Source organism: Leptospira terpstrae serovar Hualin str. LT 11-33 = ATCC 700639 (genome assembly GCF_000332495.1).
Taxonomy (GTDB): Bacteria; Spirochaetota; Leptospiria; order Leptospirales; family Leptospiraceae; genus Leptospira_A; species Leptospira_A terpstrae.
The window spans coordinates 173,001-192,979 of record NZ_AOGW02000010.1; the positions used below are offsets into that span (position 1 = coordinate 173,001).

The window sequence follows — 19,979 nt, forward strand, 5'->3', positions numbered from 1 at the left end:
TCATCAGAATCCAGGCCAATGAAATACGCTCCTATCATCATCTTTGTTTATAACCGCCCTGATCATACCAAACGTGTGATTGATTCCTTGATTGCGAACAAGGAAGCCTCTGATTCAGATTTAATCATTTATTCTGATTTCGCGAAAACAGAAGGTAACTTAAAAAAAGTAAACGAAGTTAGATCCTATTTAAAAGAAATAATAGGCTTTAAATCAATTCGAATCATCGAAAGAGGCGAAAACTATGGACTTGCTAAATCAATTATTAGTGGCGTCTCTGAGGTCATTGATCAGTCAGAATCTGTAATTGTATTAGAAGATGATATTTTAGTAAGTCCTTATTTTCTGCAGTTTATGAATTCAAGTTTAGAAAAATATGAGAATGAGGAAAAGGTTGCTAGCATTCATGGATACAGTTATCCTATGGATACAACTAACTTAGACGATACTTACTTTATCAGAGGAGCTGATTGTTGGGGATGGGCAACTTGGAAAAGGGCTTGGCAGTATTTTGAACCAGATGGGGAAAAGTTGCGGGATCAGCTTATTAGAGAAGAATTAGTCGCTCGTTTTGATTATGACAATACTTATCCTTTTTTTCAGATGTTGACGGATCAAATTTTAGGCCGTAACAATAGTTGGGCGATCCGTTGGCATGCTTCGATTTTTTTAAAAAACATGCTCACGTTGTATCCAAAAGAAAGTTTAATTTTAAATATTGGTTTGGATAATTCAGGTACACACTGTGACGATAATGGATATTTAAGTCAGACGTTTTCCTCTAAAAAAAAGCATAACTTCCCAAGTATCATTCAAGAAAATATTGAAGCTAGAAGCCGTATGGTAACTTATTTTCGGTCTATTGCTAAACATCAAATTAAAAAGTCTTCACCTTTCCTAAAGATAAGAGTATTCTTACGTAAAATTGCTGGAAAATTAAGAAGAATTCTTATGCGAATGATTGATGTCCTACATTCGTCGCAAACAAAAGCGGAAATCATATTTTCTGGTAATTATTCCAACTGGGAAGAAGCGGCGAATATTTGTTCAGGTTATGATTCCGATATAATAATTGAGAAAGTAAGGGATTCGCTTCAATTAGTCCGCGATGGTAAAGCAATTTATGAGCGAGACTCAGTAATCTTTAACGAAATCCAATATTCGCAACCCTTGTTAATCGGATTGTTATTTGCTTCTTCTTTAAGTGGTGGTAAATTGAAGGTGTTGGATTTTGGGGGATCTTTAGGAAGTAGCTACTATCAGAATCGAAAATTTTTATCTAAACTTAAATTTGTGGAGTGGAGTATTGTTGAGCAAGAAAAAATAGTATCTATTGGAAAATCAGAATTTGAAAATAGAGAGATTAAATTTTTTGAAACAATTATCGAAGCAGTAAAACTTAGAAAACCGGAAACGGCACTTCTTTCGAGTGTATTGCCATATATAAAAAATCCATACGAAGTATTGGGTTTAATCAAGAGTTTTAAATTTCAGACAATTCTTATCGATAGGACACCATTTTTTGTAGAGGATTTCCCGGATCGAATCACGATTGAAACGGTTCCACCTGAAGTCTATAGTGCCCAATACCCTGCCTGGTTTTTTAACTACAGTCGTTTTCTCGATTTTTTGTCAGATACCTATGAGTTAGTTGAAGCGTTTGAGTCAAATGATAGATACTCTCTTATTGATGCTAAAATTATATATAGAGCTTTGATTTTTATGAGAAAAAAATGAACAGAGATTTTTTGCCGAATTTTAAGTATATTTTTGTTAACCCTTTTTTTATCACAAGAAGATTCCTTTTTTTATACATTCAAAAACTGAGTGTTCATATTAGAAAAGGAAAACTTCTAGACATTGGGTGCGGAACCAAACCTTACCAGAGTTTCTTTCAGGATTCAGAATATGTTGGTATGGATTATGCCCATGGGATTAATTCAACAAATCCGGTGGCTGATGTGTTTTACGATGGGAAAAATTTTCCTTTTAAGGCAAATACTTTTGATTATTTTCTTGCGACAGAAGTTTTAGAACATGTCTTTAATCCTGATGAATTTATATTAGAAATCAAAAGAGTTCTAAAAAAAGGTGGAATAGGTATTGTTACAGTTCCTTTTGTTTGGGATGAACATGAAATTCCATATGATTTTGCAAGATATTCTTCATTTGGAATCAAAGCTATTCTAGAAAGGAATGGATTCGAAATTCTTGAACAGTATAAGACTGGAAATTTTATTTTAACTCTTGGGCAGCTATTTTGTACTTATTTATATTATATTTTTTCAAGAAAACGATTTATATATAAGGTTAGCTTACCACTTATTTTTGCTCCGATACAAATTTTAACATTACTTTTGTCTAAGTTACTTCCTGAGAACCATGGGTTTTACCTGGATAATATTCTTTTGGTAAAAAAGAAATAGTGAACAATATGGAAGAGATCATAGTAAAAAACTCAGGTTATATTATACTTAAGCAGTTTACAGACCAAAGGGAAGGAAGCCTGACTGTAGCAGAATCGAACAGGGACATTCCATTCGCCATTAAAAGAACTTATTATATTAATCAGAAAAATGCATCCGAAGTGACTAGAGGAAACCATGCACATAAAGAAACAGTGCAGGTTATTTTTTGTTTAAATGGTAGTTTTGTTTTGAATTTGGACGACGGAAGCAAAACGCAAAAAATCAAAATGAATGAAAGCCATATTGGAGTGATTTTAGGAAAGGATTTATGGCATTCTATGGAATCTATTTCTGCAGGCTGCGTTATGTTAATCTTTGCTTCCGATTATTTTGATGAAAATGATTACATACGGAATTATGATGCTTTTTTGAAATACGTTGCTCTAAAAAACAAATGATAGAATACGAAAATTTAAAATTACTAAACGCTCCCTTCCAATCGGAGATAGATGAGGCAATCCAACGTGTGTCACGAAGTGGCTGGTATATTCTTGGTAAAGAGCTTGAAAATTTTGAAGAAGAGTTTGCTGCTTTCAATGGAAACAAATACTGTATCGGTGTAGCTTCTGGATTGGATGCGTTAACACTAAGTCTTAGAAATTATGATTTCCCGGAAGGAAAGGAAGTAATTGTTCCATCGAATACTTATATCGCGACTATATTATCAATATTACAAAATGGTTTGAAACCTGTTCTTGTAGAGCCTGAAATTAATTCTTATAATATTGATCCTAATAAAATTAAGGAAAAAATAAACCAGAACACCTGCGCTATCATGGTTGTACATCTTTATGGAAGACCTTGCGAGATGGATGTTATTGTAGAAATTTCTAAATTAAATAATTTGGTTTTAATCGAAGATTGTGCTCAATCACACGGAGCAAAATTTGAGAAGAGAAATGTTGGTACTATTGGGCATGTAAATGCTTTTAGTTTTTACCCAACTAAAAATTTGGGAGCATTTGGAGATGCTGGGGCAGTTGTAACGGATGACCCAAAAATTGCAGAAAAAATTCGAAAATTACGCAACTATGGCTCCTCAATAAAATATTATAATGAGTTTGTTGGTATGAATTCTCGACTGGATGAAATTCAAGCAGCTGTATTGTCCGTTAAATTAAAATATCTTTCTCAAATAAACAGTCACAAAAAAGCTTTATTCGAAATCTATGATAAGGGTTTATTAAATCATTTCAAAAAACCTCTTCCAGATTCTGAAAGTATTGAACAAGTCCATCATATTTATCCCATTCGACATAATGAAAGAGATAAGCTAAAAGAATACTTACTAAAAAACGAAATTAAAACGGAAATTCATTATCCAATACCACCTCACAAACAACTAGCTTTAGCTAAAACCTTGTCCAACGATGTAGAATTTTCTTCTGGGTTATATCCAATTGCAGAGGAAATTCATGCTACTGAATTGAGTTTACCTATTTCTTACTTCCACACGATAGCAGACATTAAAAGAGTAGTCGATGTTTTAAATGTATACCAATAATTATTGTACATTATTTGATTCAAATTATTTGCTACGAGGCATCACCATGCTACGTTCATTGGTAGCTGCGGATACTAAGGCAAAGGTATATGTTTTTCCATTTGATAAGGCATCAGAATTAGCTTTATCAAAGTTGCATTTTGATTTTGTTCAAATTGTAACTTTGGAAGAATTTGAAAGCATTGAACTTTTAAAAGTAAAAGAGGAAAGATCAAAAGGTGAGTATTGTTGGACTTGTACTCCTTGGATCATAAAGTATTCCATCGAAAAATATAAACTAGATCATTGTACGTATGTAGATGCAGATTTATTTTTCTATTCGAATCCTGAGGTTTTGTTTGGTGAACTTAAAAATTCCTCTGTATTAATTACTGAACATCGATATTCTCCGGAATACGATCAGACGGAAACAGCTGGAAAGTATTGCGTTCAGTTTGTCTTTTTTAGAAACGATGCTAACGGGAAAAAAGTTTTGGATTGGTGGGCGGACCGTTGTTTGGAGTGGTGTTATGCCCGATTTGAAGATGGAAAATTTGGTGATCAGAAATACTTAGACCATTGGACCTCTCAATTTGAAGGTGTACATGTATTAAAACATTTAGGTGGTGGAGTTGCTCCTTGGAATATTCAACAATATGATTTGGTAAATGTAGAAAATAATAAAATTCAATTATCTGATATAATATCAAAAGAAAAATTCCCATTGGTATTTTATCATTTTCATGATGTGAAAATGGTAGTGAAGGAATTAAGATTTTACTCCGAATTTTATCAAATTCACGAAAGTTTTTATGATTCAATATATAAAAAATATTCTTCTGCATTAGATTCTAACTTGGAATTTTTAGAAGAAAATTCTATTGGTTCAGAAAAAGTGCCTCCAATTTTATTGGATCTTTCTAAAACATTGAATTATTATAAAGCCATAAAATTGGGATTTCTTACCGAAACGGTTTTGTTTATTGCAAAAAATGGAAATATAAATTTTCAAAATGAGTTAAAATATAATTTTCCTATATCAAAAAAAATGAAAAAGTTTCGTATCGAAATTCATTTAGGTGGATTTAATTCACCAAAAGATATGGTTTCCGGAATTACTATTGTACCTGCTAGAGGTACTGCGTTAGAAATGAACATCGTAACTTTAAGAGTCTCAGGCTTAGATTCGGATAGCAATAGATATGACATTTTACTTCAACATAAGCAACTTAAGAAAATGATTACGGGTAATTGGCAAAAAAGAAATGGAAATACTTTTTGTTTTTATTCCTCCAATGGATTCTTTTCTATTCCTTTAAATTTTAAAACGTTAGATACTATTGAGCTTGTTGGTGATTGGCGCTTTATTGATCCAATCGAATCTGCATTGGAAATTTCAAAGTTGAGTCTAACGAAGCGAATTCTAAAGAAATTAGGTTATTGAACTGATATGATTTTATTTGATTTCCAAACATTTTTGAACCAGAAGTATGGTGGGATTTCCCGACTTTTTGTCGAAGTAATGTCTTATCTTGAAGATAAGCAGTGCCAGTTTGAGATTCCAGTGGTAGCTTCAGAAAATGTTAATCTAATTGGGAAAAGTTTTTTTAAACCAAGTTCCGGTCTGAAGTATTCTCGCGAAATTCCTGAAGTGGAAAATTGGTTGTCCGGTCGTAGTTTTTCTGGAAAAAATGCATTATATTTAATATATAAATCAATAAAAACGATTCAAAGTAAATTTATATTCCGTTATTTATATAGAAAAAATGAGAAAATTATCTCAACAAGATTGAAAGATCAGAAGACAAAGATTTTTCATCCGACGTATTTTGATGATTATTATTTAAAAGATATGTCATTAGGATCAAATAAATTAGTTCTTACTGTTTTTGATCTGATTCATGAACGTTTTCCTGGTTATTACAAGTTGGATGATATTGCCCTTCGAAATCGAAGATCACTTTGTGCAGCTGCAGATACTATCATTGCTATTTCTGAATCAACAAAGATAGACCTGATTGAATTTTATGGAATTCCTGATAATAAAATTGAAGTGATTCATTTGGCATCTAATCTTCATTTAGCACCAAATATTGAATCAAAATTGGTTTGGAAAGATTACATATTGTTTGTTGGGGAAAGAGGTGGATATAAAAACTTTAATAACTTTGTGATCGGAATTTCAGAAATCATCAAAAAGTATAAATTAAATTTGGTTTTTGCTGGGGGTGGAAAATTTTCATTTGAGGAAAGGGAAATCCTTAAAAAATATAACATTCTTGGAAAATCCATCCAAATTCCTTTTAAATCAGATGCAGAAATAAAAAGCATTTACCAAAATGCATTAGCATTTGTATTCCCATCGTTATATGAAGGTTTTGGTATTCCGCTATTGGAATCTATGTCGGTAGGTTGCCCTGTGATTTGTAGCAATACAAGTTCTTTTCCTGAAGTGATTGGAGATGCTGCTATAACATTTGATCCATGGTATTCCGAATCGATTAGAGAGGCAGTTGAGAAACTAATAAATTCCAATTCCGCTAGAAAAAAATTGATATCTAAGGGTCTAGAAAGATCAAAGCAGTTTACTTGGGAAAAAACTGGTGAAAAACATTTGAAAGTTTATAAGCAACTGTTGGAATCTTCTCTTGAATCATATTGAATTTCCTATTATCACCATCGTAACACCATCCTATAACCAAGGAAATTTTATTCTTGAAACATTGAACTCCGTGGTTGAGCAGGAAGGTGCCTTCTATATTGATTTTATCGTTATGGATGGTTTTTCCAGCGATAATACAGCGGGTATTTTATCTGAATTTGAAGCTAAGGTTAGTTCATTTCCTGTAATTCATCAAATATCTGGAAAAAAATTTCACCTTCTAGGTGCCAATAAAGGAGTTTCCTTTTCATGGAAATCAGAAAAAGACAAAGGTCAAACGGATGCTTTAAATAAGGCTATCAGTTTGATTTTAGATGAAAGTCATTATTTTAATTGGATTTGCAGTGATGATAGGTATCGGACACAAAATGCGATAGCTTCCTTGTTGCTGTATGCAGAAGCAAAATCTGTAGTTTATGGAAAATCAATTTACATTGATGAGTTTGGAAATGACTTAAAGGAATATCCAACAGTGCAGGTAGACAAAGTGAATATTTTTGAAAACTTCGGTATTGCACAACCATCGGCTTTAATTTGTTTTACTTCTAAAGAAGATCTTTTTATGAATTTGAAGTTTTCTTCTATAATGGATCTCTTTTTATGGGTGAAGTTGTTTCAGTCTGGATACCGTTTTTTGTATATCGATTCCGTTGTGATATCTGATTATAGAATTCATACGAATAGTAAAACAGCTTCTTGGCGAATGCGCACATATAAAGAGATTCTATCCTTGATGCTATTGAACGAAAATCAAATATCTCGAAGACTAGTCAGGTCCATGTTCCATGAGTGTATAATGGGTGGAGTGGGTAAGTTGGGTATTTTTTTCCGTTTTTTTAATAATCGTTTTCTGAATGCTTTGTTTGTTAGGTTTTTAGAAGTTTCCTTCAATCGATTTAGATTTAATTTAAGTTTTTTACTTTCAAACCCAAAATCAAATTGGAACCCATAATTTTCTATTCGAATCAATTACCTTGATTCAAAGTAAGGATTACTTAATGAAAAATCAAAAAAATACACGAAAGCAGATTTCAGTTGTAATTCCTTCATTTAATGAAGAAGGAAACATTCGAAAATTATTTAATCGTCTTATGTTGAATTTGGATAAAAATAAATATTCAATTGAAATAATATTCGTGGATGATGGCAGTACGGATGAAACTTTAAACCAAATCAGATCCTTAGCAAAAGAATCAAAAATTGTTAAGTATCTTGCCTTTTCTAAGAATTTCGGTCACCAAAAGGCATTAAAAGCAGGATTAGATTTTTCTAATGGTGATGCAGTAATTTCTCTAGATGCTGACTTACAACACCCACCGGAATTAATTCCTGCTTTGATCAAAGAATGGGAAAGCGGAAATGAAATTGTATATACAATTCGAAGAAATACAGAAAAAACATCCTTTTTTAAAAAATTTACAGCTCAGTTGTTTTATAAAATCTTAAATAAATTGTCTGGTTTGAATATTTCGCAAGGGGCAGCTGATTTTAGACTTCTCGATCGAAAAGTAGTTAATGTTATTCGTGATATGCAAGAAGACAATCTTTTTATCCGAGGAATGATTCCTTGGTTAGGTTTCAATAAAGTTGGACTTGAATATGAACCAGAAGAGCGCGTGTGGGGAACTTCGAAATATACATTTAAAAAGATGTTTCTGTTTGCTATGCAAGGGATAACTTCATTCAGCGTAAAACCATTACACTTAACAACGTATCTAGGTGGGTTTATTTTCTTATTAAGTTCTATCTATATTTTTTACGCGTTATTTGTTTATTTTGTACAAAACAAATCAATTCCAGGTTGGACGTCTATGTTGATTAGCGTATTATTTTTGGGAAGTTTGAATTTATTAATGTTGGGTGTTCTTGGTGAATATATCGGAAAAATAATGATAGAATCAAAAAGAAGGCCGCAATATATAATTAAGGATAAAAATTTATGAAAACAGATTCAGAAGTTCAGCGTGAACATTTTAATTTAATTTCTTCAAAGTATTTAAATTCGAGAAAGAATAAAAACCATCTAGCCTATAAAGAGATTTGGTGGAATAATATTTTGGATTTTTTGTTAGCAAACTATTCGTTTGATGAAAAAAATAATTCATTGGAAGCGATGTGCGGATTAGCAGAAGGAAGTAATTTATTGCGTAAGGCATATCCCAAATTGAAACTTTTTGCATTTGATTATTCTGATGAGATGGTTTTGGCCGCACAGCAAGAAAACGTTGGGTTTGAGAAAATATTCCAAGCAGATGTAATTAATTTTTCTGAAAAGAATAAATATGACATTGTAATTATACTTGGTGGTTTGCACCACGTTCCAAATTTTGTGGATAAAGTTCTCACAAATATCTATCAATCCTTAAGAAAGGATGGGATTTTTATTAATTTAGAACCAACACATAATAATTTTCTATTCAAGTATATCCGTGAATCAGTATATAAAAAAAATTCTCTTTTTGAGGAAAATACAGAAAGGGGTTTCACTTTGTCTGAATACAATGAAAAATTAGTGAATGCAGGGTTTAGACTGAAAAAACAATTTTTTCCAGGTTTGATTGGATATATTTTATACTATAATCCTGATGCATTTCCGTTTTTGAATATTGGTACAAGTTTAATTGCGAAAATATTTTCTAAATTTGATTGGTTTTTAGGAAAAACAATTATCGGTAGGAAATTTTCTTTTGCTACTTGGAGTATTGCTTACAAAAAGTAAGTTTTATATAGTCGCTGTTTTCTCAAAATGAATTCAATAAATAAAAGTAAAATTTTTTACATTTCAGGTGTAGTCGCATCTGTTTGTATTCCTATACTTTTATTTATTAATAATATCTTTGCGGAATGGTGGTTAATAGATGACCATGAACTTTTTAGTTTTTTAGGTACGATAAAAAACCATTATAGTTTTGCAGATTTCATTTCGATTTTGTTGGAGAAAACAGAAGTTGGACGCTTTGCGGAAACGTCCCGTTTTAGACCAAGTTACTTTATTTTGCGGCTAGTAGAGTTGTATTTATATGGTCTAAATCCAACAGTTTTTTATGTTGCAAGATTGCTTGTTTCGATTCTTTTTTCAGTTGCATTATACCAGTTTCTATATCGGTTCTTATCCGTTTTTGTATCTTTAGCTTTGGTATTAGTCGTTTGGTCTTACCCATTCTGGGGTGATGTTTTTTCACGGATGGGGCCTGCGGAAATTTATGGAAGTCTTGGATTGGCATTTTTGCTATTTAGCTATTCTGTTCCTCGTTTAAAAATCGAAATTTCTTCTTTTCTTCGAGTTGTTGGTTTATTGGTGTTAGTGGGTGCGAAGGAAAATTTCATTATTTTTGTCTTAGTTTCCTTTTATGAACTTACGAAGTTGTTTTATTATCGAGAACGGAAAGTATATTTATATTTTTTTGAAGTTCTACCTATATTATATACTTTCTATATAGTTTTATCCTTATACGGATTTTATTCTACTAATTCGGAAGATATTTATGGAAATAGTACAAGTATTCATGATCGTTTAAATTTATATTCTGGTTTGTTTCGTGAACAGAATTTTTTTGTTCTTTCGTTTATATTAATTGTTTTGTCAACTTTTGTTGTTACAACTAAAGGTTTTCTAAGGAGTTGCCGAAAGATAATTATTTTTATATCCTTTTGTTCTGCGCATTATCTGTTTAATTTTGTATTTTATCACGCTAAGTGGCCGACGGGAATGCGCTATGACTTTCCGGCTGTATTTCTTGTGCCAATTATGGTAGTGCTATTCTTAAATGTTATTTTAAACCACTACCATTTTCCGCATAAGAAACAAATTTTGGTATTGTTATTTGTTAGTTTGTATTGGCTAGATTTATCAGGTCTCAAAATAAATTTAAAATCTTCATTTGAAAATCGAAGACGAACTGTTGCTTTTTCCACTTTTTTAAATGGAGCGGTTACGAGTTTTAAGGAAAATCCTGATAAGGACATTGTAATTAGAATTGCGTCTGCTTGGGATTATGAACCATATTTTTCTCTTATGGTTTTTTTTAAGTATTACGATCTAAAGAATCGAATTTTTTTACGTATAGATTCAATTCCAAATAAAACAGTATTTGAGTCTCAGCTTTTGGATGTTTTGTCTAAATTGGAAAATTTGAATGTCCGACCAAAAAATAATTGTTTGGTTTTTTCATTTGCAGATCTCAAGAGTAGGAGTTTTTGTAAAAGTCAAGAAGATCGAATTGTACCTTGGTAAATCTTTACGTATTCGGTTTTTAAATAATCAAGTAACTATCCATTTATATGTTTTTTAATCACAAATTATTTATATCCACTTACCCTTTTGGAAAATATGATAAGTCTCCTGTTGAATTACTAGAGCAGACGGGGATTAATTTTTCGATAAATCCTTTAAATAGAAAGCTCACTTCTGCAGAAGTTTTAGATTTTGCAAAGGATTGTACAGGTATTATTGCCGGAACGGAAAATTTAGAACGTCTTGTTTCTGAATCTAAGAATCTAAAATTTATTTCTAGAGTTGGCATTGGCTTAGATTCTGTTCCTTTAAAATTATGTAGGCACAAAGGGATTCTAGTTTCTTATACTCCGGATGCGGTGACTTTGGCGGTTGCAGAGATTGTTCTTGGAATGATGATTACATTACCACGACATGTAGTTTTTGCAGATCGCCAAATTAGAAACGGAGGTTGGACTCGTCCTGTTGGTATTAGTATCCAATCATCAGTAATAGGTATTGTGGGATTGGGTAGAGTAGGGTATAAGATTTCTCAAATGTTGACTTCCCTTAAGCCGAAAAAAATTCTTGTTTGCGACATCTTAGATAAATCAGAAGATATTAAGCGTTTACGTGCATTTGGTTTAGATATTGAGCAAGTCACATTAAATTCACTCTTAAGTTTTTCAGATATAGTTAGCGTTCACGTTCCCTTAACACCTTTGACTCAAAATTTAATTGCAACACATGAGTTAAAGCAGATGAAGAAATCCTCTTTTTTAATTAATTTTTCTCGGGGTGGGGTTGTTAATGAGAGTTCTGCTTATGAAAGTTTGAAGAAAAATGAGATTGCTGGCCTTGCACTTGATGTTTATGAGAAAGAACCTTATTCTGGTAATTTAATTGAGTTAGATAATGTAGTATTAACTCAACACATGGGTTCTTGTTCCTTTGATTGTCGATTGGCAATGGAATCGCAAGCCACTGAGGAGTTGATACGTTTTTTTAAGGGAGAAAAATTAATGAGTGAAGTACCCGATTTCGAGTTTGAAAATTCTCCTACTTAATAAGTTAAGGTACATTCGCACGTCACATTATTATTAATTTTACTAATTCTATTAACATGTTAATTAAAATATCCAGACATTCGGTTTTTCTTACCTCTGTTGCTTTTGTATTTATCCTATACATGATAACCCGACCTTTAGTGACTTTAGATTCCTACTGGGTAATTCCTACGAGTTTAAGTTTATTGAATGAAGGAAATATCAATCTAGATGAATTTTCAGCATATGGAGTCAGGATTTCATATGCTGCAATTCAAATAGATAATCATTTCTATAATTATTTTCCCTATGGAATTAGTTTCCTTATAATTCCCATAGTAGCAGTGTTGAATATTTTTATTCCTGAATCATTTTTCTTTCAATATCATGGTCAGATTGAAAAATTTCGCGCTTCATTGTTAATCCTTAGTTCATTCTTTTTTCTATACAATGTATTTTCATTTTATATATCGAAAAGGAAGTCTGGATTCTTAGTTGTTGTAATGGGCCTATGTACTCCTTTGTTTACCTCAGGAAGTCGAGCATTGTGGCAACACTCTCGCAGTGTTTTATTACTTTCGATTTCTTTGTTTTTGTTGCTTGTTTTGTCCTTTGCAATTCAGTTTTCTGCAGTGATCTCAAAAAATACGCAACTTTGGAATATTAGGGGTTCCGATATAAATGAAAAACCAGAGCGCGTATGGGATTGGAATCAACCTCAGTTTTATCCTTTTGAATAATTTATTTTTATGGTGAATCAAATTAACGATCAAAATATTATTTCTATTGTAACACCTTCCTTTCAACAAGGAGAGTTTCTTGAGAGAACGATCAATTCAGTAATAACGCAAGAAGGTAACTTCTATCTTGATTATATTATCACAGATGGGGGCTCAAAAGATAATAGTGTTGAGATTATAAAAAAGTATGACCGTTTGATTTTAGAAGGGGCGGAAGTTTTGACTCATGCTGGCCTTGTGTTTAGAAAGGTCCCATCAGGGACTAACGAATCTACCAATTGTCTTGGAATTAGCTATCGCTGGGTTTCGGAAAAGGACAATGGACAAACACATGCGATCAATAAAGGTTGGAAATTAGCTGTAGGTTCCGTGATAGCTTGGCTTAATTCCGATGACGTTTATTTGCCAAAAGCTTTAGAAAAGGCTTATACTACTTTGTCAGAGTCTGATTCCACTTGTATTTATGGAATTGGATTACATATAGATAAAGAAGATCGATTGCTTGAGTTGTATCCAATTGAGCCTTATTCCTTTCTGCGTTTACTCGATTATTGCATTATTTGCCAACCCACGGTATTTTTAAAGAGAGAGGTTTTGACTTCGATAGGTTATCTAAATGAAAGTCTAGGTTATTGTATGGACTATGAATATTGGCTTAGAATAGCACTTAAGTATCCTTTCTCTTTTTTAAAAGAAACTCTGGCGTGCACGCGAATTCACGAAAACACAAAAACTAGTCAAAATTTAAAAGTTCATAGTGAGATCATTCAAATGCAGAAAAAAGTCGTTGGAAAAACTTCCAAACATTGGCTCTATCATTATTCGAATTATAAGTTATCTGAATTGTTCCCGGGTTGGAAGGGTAGTGTTTTTTTAAAGGTATTGATTCGGATTCATTCTTTTATTTTGGGATTCACTTACCGCTAGAAATATGGAAAACATGGAATATATTAAAAAGTTTGTTTGGTTGCCTTATGGTAAAAAAATGACGCAGATTTTTTCTTTAGAGAATGGAATTGTCAAAAGTGCTATTTGTTTTAATGAACATGTGCAAAAGAGTTTTTTAGTTACTGAACTTTTTGGAATTAGATATTTTGTAAGCGAGTTTGATATTCCATCCAGTAAAAAAGAGTATTTAGATTTTGAATCTTATCTTTGATATTTCAGTTCTTGCTTGGTCTATTCGAAGTAATAAAGCCAAAACGGGAATCTTTCGAGTCATTGAGAATTTGTTTTTTCAGTTTCTAAAAGATCCAGAAATTAATTTATATCTAACATCCATTCATGGAAATATTGAAGATTTAAAAGTTTATCTTAAAAAAGAAAATATCCAAATTTCAAACGATCATCTATTAATTCCCAAAAAGCCTACAAAATTAAAAGATAAAGTATTTCAGATTTATCTTTGGACCTATGGAATTATTGATAAAAAAGGGTATCCTCGACTCTCCAAGTTTTTAATAATTTTTCACAATCTTTTTGTTAAGTTTCCTCTATCTTTCATTGGATTAAGAAATTATTTTTATCCTATTCCAGAAAAATATTTATCTAAAACTTTTACTTTCCATAGCACTTTTTTACCAATTCCTAAATACATACAAAATTCAAAAATTCACAAAGTAATAACCATTTATGACTTAATCTCCATCCTTCATCCTGAGTTTTTTTTTGGTAACCAGGACCATGTGGTTTGGAAATTAATTCGAGATATTGCAAAGGACACAAAGGTTATTACTATATCGGAACATAGTAAAAATGATCTGTTGAAAGCAAATATTGGATTAAGTGACGACCAGGTTTTTGTAACCCCACTTGCTTCGGCAAAACATTTTTACCGTGTTAGTTCTAATGAAAAGTTGGCCTCTGATTTGCGAATGTTTCACTTAATACCTGGAGATTACATTCTCAGTGTTTCCACACTCGAACCAAGAAAAAATCTAAAGTCTACGATCCATTCCTTTCTTCAGTTAATTGATCTAGATTCAAATCCGAATTTAAAATTGGTTTTGTTAGGTGGAAAGGGCTGGGGAGAAAATTTCGATGATATTTTTTCTCCATATTCGGAATCTATGAAAGAGCGAGTTGTATTTCTAGGTTTTGTTCCCGACGAAAGTTTAGCCTCAATCTACTCGGGGGCAAAATTCTTTGTTTATTTGTCTTTTTATGAGGGCTTTGGATTACCACCCTTAGAAGCTATGCAATGCGGGATTCCTGTTTTAGTTTCTAACACCTCTTCATTGCCTGAGGTAGTAGGTGATGCGGGTTTGTATGCTGATCCTTATGATTTAAATTCTATTAAGTCCGGGATGAAAAGGCTACTGAATGATGCAGAGCTTAGGAAATCATTGTCAGTGGCTGCTGAAAAAAGGGCAAAATCATTTACTTGGGAAACTACGGCTAAGTTAACCAAAGAAGCATATTTAAACTAATATATGAAAGTTTTAATAGATCATCAGATTTTTTTTCAAAATCGATATGGTGGAATTTCTAAAATATTTTCTGAAATCATCCGAAGACTCAATGAAAGAAAAATTCCATTTGATACTTCAGTCTCAATCGGAGATTACAACCAAGGAATCCTACGTGATCCTAAAACAAAGTTACAGGTAAACCAAATTCCATTTTTTTCATTGGCAACTGTCTATTTTGGGATACTAACATTTTTTAAAATTTTAAGACTGCCTTATCCGGAATTCTTAACCAAACGAGAAAGTGGAATCTTAAGGAAAAGTTTAAGTAAAAATATTTCTATTCTCAATGGAAGTGTCAATAGAGCATTAACCAATCACGAATATACTGTATTTCATCCTACTTACTTTCAAGATTATTATCTATCCAACTTGAAAGAAAGTAATACCAAGATGGTCCTGACTGTATATGATTGTGTGCATGAACTTTTCCCCCAATTTTATGGTTCCAATAACTTTATTTTAAGGAATCGGAAAAGTTTATGTGAGGCTTCTGATCATATCATTTGTATTTCGGAAACGACAAAAAAAGATTTAATCAAGTGGTATCCAAATATACATTCGAAAAATATTTCAGTAATTTATTTAGCTGGGAATTTGAGTCATCATGTGGAGAGTTCTATACCCTTTACCAATTATATTTTATTTGTTGGAAACCGGTCGGATTATAAAAACTTTAACATTCTTTTGGATGCTTTTGTTTCTATTGCGAAGGAAAATGAGATACATTTGGTTTGTGCCGGTGGTGGTAAGTTTCGAAGACAAGAAAAACAATGGATTACAAGTTTTGGGTTAGAGTCCTACGTCCATCAAGTAAATATTGATTCGGAACAGTTTTTAGCAAACTTATATCGGAAAGCAAAAGCCTTTGTTTATCCTTCTTTGTATGAAGGATTTGGTATTCCCCTTCTCGAAGCAATGTCCGTCGGCTGTCCTGTTCTTTGTAGTTCGATTGAAGTATTTCATGAAGTTGCCGGTGATGCTGCCATGTTTTTTAATCCGAAAGATCATTTAGATCTGCGAACAAAAATTTTAGAATTACTTGGTTCAGAAAAAATGAGAAATGAGCTAGTTCAACATGGATACATCCGCGAAAAAAAATTTTCATGGAACCAGTGTGCTGATGAACACATACAAATTTACCAGTCACTAAGTAATCATAAATGAAACAAAAACAACCGTTAGTATCAATTATCACTGTGGTTCGGAACGCAGAAGAAACGATTCTTCGGACAATAAACTCTGCCTTAATTCAAAAGAATGTAGATTTCGAAGTTCTGGTTTGGGATGGATTAAGTACGGATGGAACAGTAGAAAAACTAGAAACTCTAAAGAGCCAAATTCAGTTTCATTCGGGTAAAGATTCAGGTGTTTATGATGCGATGAACCGAAGTCTGAAATTGGCAAAAGGAAAATGGATTTTATTCCTTAATGCAGATGATTATTTTTTAAATGATGATTCGCTAGAAAAATTAGTTACTCTCGCCATTCAAGGAAAACACGATTATGTTTGTGGTTTTGCAAGTATGTTTTTTGGTTTAAAAGTTTGGAGACCAAAAACTCTAACTGATTTCGATTTTTTTGTTGGAAATCCATCAAACCACCAGGCTTATCTCTGTAAAAAATCAGCATATTTGGAGCTGGGTGGATTTGACCTTAGATATAAATATGCGGCAGATGTTGATTTTATGTTTCGTGTGATTAAAGCTGGGTATAGGGGAGGAGTCGTTTCCGAAGCTATTGTGCATTATTCATTGGGTGGCCTTTCGACTAAGAATGTAAGTCGTGGTGTAAATGAATTGGAAGAGATTATGGCTAAGTTTCTTCATTCGGATATTCAATTTGCAAGAGAATGCCGCTTTGTTTTTCATGAAGGTAAAATTCCTTCAAAGGTTTTTATCGAAAGTTTAATTTCTGCAAAATGGTCATTATCTCAGTTATCGCAACTAGTTTTGTTTTTTGGAACAAAATACTGCTTAGAAGAAACTCCTTTTTTTGTTAAGATAAAGAATTTTATAAATAAGATAGTTCGCACTATCCTTAAAAACTTAGTTTTTCAAATTTTAAAAATATTACCAAATCGAGTTTTATGAAAAAAATACTAATTGTAGGTGCAGGATTTTCTGGTGCCGTTGTTGCCAATACTCTTGCGAAAACTGGAAATTATTTCATCGAAGTAATGGATGAGAGAAATCATATCGGTGGAAATTGTCATACAGAACGCGACCCTGAAACCAATGTAATGGTTCATAAATATGGTCCCCATATTTTTCATACAAGCAATCAAAAGGTCTGGGATTATATAAATTCATTCGGGACATTTCGTCCGTTTGTGAACCGAGTAAAATCAGTTTATATGGGAAAAGTATATTCCATGCCGATCAATTTGCATACGATCAACCAATTTTTTGGTAAGGCTTTGTCACCTAAAGAAGCAAGGGAATGGATTGAGTCTAAAGGTGATTCCTCTATTGAAGATCCAAAAACTTTTGAAGACCAGGCGAAAAAATTTGTTGGAGAAGAATTGTATAAAGCATTTTTTTACGGATACACAAAGAAACAATGGGGAACAGAACCTAAAAATTTACCCGCATCCATTTTGAAACGTCTGCCTGTTCGTTTCAGTTACGATGATAATTATTATAATGACATCTACCAAGGAATTCCTGAAGCAGGTTACTCTTCTGTAATAGAAAAATTGTTCGATCATCCTAATATTAAAATCCATTTAGGAAAACGTTTTTTTGGTGAGGCCGATTCAGTTTCCGGATTTGATCATATTTTTTATACAGGACCTATCGATGCTTATTTTTCTTTTCGTCACGGCAGGCTCGGTTATCGAACTGTATTTTTTAAAGAACATAGAACAGAGGGCGATTTCCAAGGGAACCCGGTGATCAATTATGCAGATGAATCGACGCCTTATACTAGAGTTCATGAACACAAACACTTTACTCCTTGGGAATCTCACGCCAAAACAATTTATTTCGAAGAATATAGCAAAGAAACCGAAGCGGAAGACATTCCTTACTATCCAAAACGATTGGATGGAGATATGAAGATGTTACAGGCTTATGAGGCTGAAGTCTCTCGCTTATCAAATGTTACATTTCTTGGGCGATTGGCAACATATCGATATTTGGACATGCACCATATCATTGAGGAAGCTTTGGACTGCGCAGAAAAATTTATTAGCGAACATATAGGTAAGTAATTCCGGCTTTTCTTTTTCCCGAGTTTTAGAAGTCTGGATTTTAAAGTAATCTTTATGCCGAAAGTTTCTGTCATCATGCCTGCTTATAATGCAGATTCCTATTTGGAGGAATCTGTACAATCTTTACTAAACCAAAGTTTCAACGATTGGGAGTTATTGCTTGTAGATGATTGTTCCAAGGATGATACAGCCAAACTTGCTAAAAAACTTGCCTCTGCAGATTCGAGAATCCAGTTTGTTCAAAAAGAAAAAAACTCAGGATCAGCTGATACTCGTAATACGGGAATTCAGTTAGCTAAGGGGGAATACATTGCCTTTTTAGATGCAGATGACCTTTGGGAATTGGATTTTTTAGAAAAGATGATTCCCTTTATGGAAAAAAATAAATCTCCATTTTCTTTTGCTTCTTACCGTATTATTGATGAAAATGGTTTCGAATTTTGTGCTCCCTTTCTTGTTAAACCGAAAGAGTACTCATACAGAAATTTGTTACATTACAATCGAGTCGGTTTATTAACTGCAATTTACCATGTCCCTAGTGTAGGGAAAAAATACTTTGACCCTTCCTTAAAAAGTCTGCGGGATGATTATGCTTTGTGGCTTGATATACTTAGGGATGGGAAGATAGCTTTTGCAAATTCAGAAATTTTAGCTCGTTACCGAGTAAGGCGAGGTGCGGCAACATCTAACAAGAAAAAAGTGATGTTAGCTCATTTTCGTATGCTAAAAAACCGCGAAAAACTATCCTTTCTTTATGCTTTTGCCCTTACTTTGATTCATGGAATTATGGGGCTACGAAAGTACAGAAATAAATAATTCAAGAACCGCACACATCTCTCTTTTTTTGCCGCTTGACTTCCCTTTACTCCTAGTATTCCTAGATATAAACTATGGTCGCTAGACGTAACCTCGGAAGTTCCGGGAAGGCAAACAAAACCTCCCTTATCATCCCCATCTATAATGAATCTGCCCATTTGGGAGAATTTTTAGAGAAGGTCGATGCCCTCCAATTGCCCACTCGAAAAGAGCTCGTTTTCATCGACGATGCCTCTCGGGACAAATCACTCGAAATTCTTCAAAACTACCGTTTTCGATCGGAACATAAAATCCTTGCTCAGGAAAAAAACCAGGGCAAAGGTGCTGCTTTACACCGTGGCATCGCGGAAGCCACAGGGGACATCATCATCGTTCAGGATGCTGATTTCGAATATGACATGGATGAGATATTTATGCTCATTGAGCCAATCGCTAACGGAAAAGCCGATGTAGTTTTTGGCTCAAGGTTTAAAAAAGATGGAAGGCAAGTGCACCGAACTTTCCATTATCTCATCAACAGAATTCTTACGATTCTTTCCAATTTTTTGAGCGGGTTGTATTTGACCGATATGGAAACTTGTTACAAAGTTTTTCGTTCCGAAATTGTTAAAAATATTTCTTTAGAATCGAAGCGTTTTGGATTTGAACCTGAGATTACAGCAAAGGTAGCTCGTCTTAAAGTACGCGTACAAGAATTTCCTATATCCTATTATCCTCGAAATTATTTAGAAGGGAAAAAGATTACATGGAAAGATGGAGTGGCTGCTCTTCGACACATCATTTACTTCAATTTAATCGCAAACAAACGGGAATTTTTTACAAAATCTCTCCCGGAAAAGTACATTCCGAAAACTGCTAACTGGCTATAA

20 protein-coding genes are annotated in these 19,979 nt (G+C 33.0%); all 20 read left to right on the forward strand.

Translation table 11 applies throughout. From position 1 onward, the window contains the following. The first annotated feature begins 18 nt into the window (after positions 1-18). The 20 genes from LEP1GSC203_RS09190 (at position 19) to LEP1GSC203_RS09285 (ending at position 19,979) form a co-directional block, all read left to right on the forward strand. The gene (locus tag LEP1GSC203_RS09190; protein WP_002973932.1) at positions 19-1,737 is read left to right on the forward strand and encodes a methyltransferase, TIGR04325 family; all 1,719 of its coding nucleotides are present in this window, start codon (positions 19-21) and stop codon (positions 1,735-1,737) included. Continuing rightward, complete coding sequence (locus LEP1GSC203_RS09195) at positions 1,734-2,426, forward strand: class I SAM-dependent methyltransferase (protein WP_002974363.1); 693 nt, start codon at positions 1,734-1,736, stop codon at positions 2,424-2,426. The genes LEP1GSC203_RS09190 and LEP1GSC203_RS09195 overlap by 4 nt, the downstream gene beginning before the upstream one ends. 8 nt (positions 2,427-2,434) lie before the next feature. Continuing rightward, entirely contained in the window at positions 2,435-2,866 is a 432-nt protein-coding gene (locus LEP1GSC203_RS09200) for a sugar 3,4-ketoisomerase (RefSeq protein ID WP_002974261.1), read from the forward strand. Further along, positions 2,863-3,972: a DegT/DnrJ/EryC1/StrS family aminotransferase gene (locus LEP1GSC203_RS09205; protein WP_002973578.1), complete on the forward strand. Its 1,110-nt coding sequence runs from the start codon at positions 2,863-2,865 to the stop codon at positions 3,970-3,972. The genes LEP1GSC203_RS09200 and LEP1GSC203_RS09205 overlap by 4 nt, the downstream gene beginning before the upstream one ends. Further along, on the forward strand, positions 3,959-5,395 hold the full coding sequence (locus tag LEP1GSC203_RS09210; protein WP_232225858.1) for a hypothetical protein: 1,437 nt from the start codon (positions 3,959-3,961) through the stop codon (positions 5,393-5,395). Before LEP1GSC203_RS09205 ends, LEP1GSC203_RS09210 begins: the two co-directional genes overlap by 14 nt. A gap of 6 nt (positions 5,396-5,401) precedes the next feature. After that, positions 5,402-6,613: a glycosyltransferase family 4 protein gene (locus LEP1GSC203_RS09215; protein ID WP_002974423.1), complete on the forward strand. Its 1,212-nt coding sequence runs from the start codon at positions 5,402-5,404 to the stop codon at positions 6,611-6,613. Beyond that, entirely contained in the window at positions 6,600-7,565 is a 966-nt protein-coding gene (locus LEP1GSC203_RS09220; RefSeq protein ID WP_002973587.1) for a glycosyltransferase, read from the forward strand. The genes LEP1GSC203_RS09215 and LEP1GSC203_RS09220 overlap by 14 nt, the downstream gene beginning before the upstream one ends. Positions 7,566-7,611: 46 nt before the next feature. Beyond that, positions 7,612-8,556, forward strand: coding sequence for a glycosyltransferase family 2 protein (locus LEP1GSC203_RS09225; protein WP_002974131.1), 945 nt, complete (start codon positions 7,612-7,614; stop codon positions 8,554-8,556). After that, positions 8,553-9,332, forward strand: coding sequence for a class I SAM-dependent methyltransferase (locus LEP1GSC203_RS09230; protein ID WP_002974525.1), 780 nt, complete (start codon positions 8,553-8,555; stop codon positions 9,330-9,332). The genes LEP1GSC203_RS09225 and LEP1GSC203_RS09230 overlap by 4 nt, the downstream gene beginning before the upstream one ends. 27 nt (positions 9,333-9,359) lie before the next feature. Continuing rightward, a complete protein-coding gene (locus tag LEP1GSC203_RS09235; RefSeq protein ID WP_002973770.1) occupies positions 9,360-10,847 on the forward strand; it encodes a hypothetical protein in 1,488 nt (495 codons plus the stop codon). 47 nt (positions 10,848-10,894) lie between these two features. Continuing rightward, positions 10,895-11,893 carry a phosphoglycerate dehydrogenase gene (locus tag LEP1GSC203_RS09240; RefSeq protein ID WP_002974461.1) on the forward strand — a complete coding sequence of 333 codons (999 nt, stop codon included), beginning with the start codon at positions 10,895-10,897 and terminating at the stop codon, positions 11,891-11,893. Between the two features lie 185 nt (positions 11,894-12,078). After that, positions 12,079-12,612 (forward strand): hypothetical protein, encoded by a 534-nt coding sequence (locus LEP1GSC203_RS09245; protein WP_232225859.1) that lies wholly within the window; start codon positions 12,079-12,081, stop codon positions 12,610-12,612. Between the two features lie 9 nt (positions 12,613-12,621). Further along, positions 12,622-13,539: a glycosyltransferase family 2 protein gene (locus LEP1GSC203_RS09250; protein ID WP_002973818.1), complete on the forward strand. Its 918-nt coding sequence runs from the start codon at positions 12,622-12,624 to the stop codon at positions 13,537-13,539. Between the two features lie 13 nt (positions 13,540-13,552). Beyond that, the gene (locus LEP1GSC203_RS09255) at positions 13,553-13,771 is read left to right on the forward strand and encodes a hypothetical protein (protein WP_002974463.1); all 219 of its coding nucleotides are present in this window, start codon (positions 13,553-13,555) and stop codon (positions 13,769-13,771) included. Next, positions 13,755-15,041: a glycosyltransferase family 4 protein gene (locus LEP1GSC203_RS09260; protein ID WP_002974090.1), complete on the forward strand. Its 1,287-nt coding sequence runs from the start codon at positions 13,755-13,757 to the stop codon at positions 15,039-15,041. The genes LEP1GSC203_RS09255 and LEP1GSC203_RS09260 overlap by 17 nt, the downstream gene beginning before the upstream one ends. Before the next feature lie 3 nt (positions 15,042-15,044). Next, positions 15,045-16,247: a glycosyltransferase family 4 protein gene (locus LEP1GSC203_RS09265; protein ID WP_002973609.1), complete on the forward strand. Its 1,203-nt coding sequence runs from the start codon at positions 15,045-15,047 to the stop codon at positions 16,245-16,247. Beyond that, positions 16,244-17,173, forward strand: coding sequence for a glycosyltransferase family 2 protein (locus LEP1GSC203_RS09270; protein ID WP_002974397.1), 930 nt, complete (start codon positions 16,244-16,246; stop codon positions 17,171-17,173). Before LEP1GSC203_RS09265 ends, LEP1GSC203_RS09270 begins: the two co-directional genes overlap by 4 nt. Next, a complete protein-coding gene (gene glf, locus LEP1GSC203_RS09275) occupies positions 17,170-18,294 on the forward strand; it encodes a UDP-galactopyranose mutase (RefSeq protein WP_002973848.1) in 1,125 nt (374 codons plus the stop codon). The genes LEP1GSC203_RS09270 and glf overlap by 4 nt, the downstream gene beginning before the upstream one ends. Positions 18,295-18,348: 54 nt before the next feature. Beyond that, positions 18,349-19,110, forward strand: coding sequence for a glycosyltransferase family 2 protein (locus LEP1GSC203_RS09280; RefSeq protein ID WP_002973621.1), 762 nt, complete (start codon positions 18,349-18,351; stop codon positions 19,108-19,110). A gap of 74 nt (positions 19,111-19,184) precedes the next feature. Next, the gene (locus tag LEP1GSC203_RS09285) at positions 19,185-19,979 is read left to right on the forward strand and encodes a glycosyltransferase family 2 protein (protein WP_002973632.1); all 795 of its coding nucleotides are present in this window, start codon (positions 19,185-19,187) and stop codon (positions 19,977-19,979) included.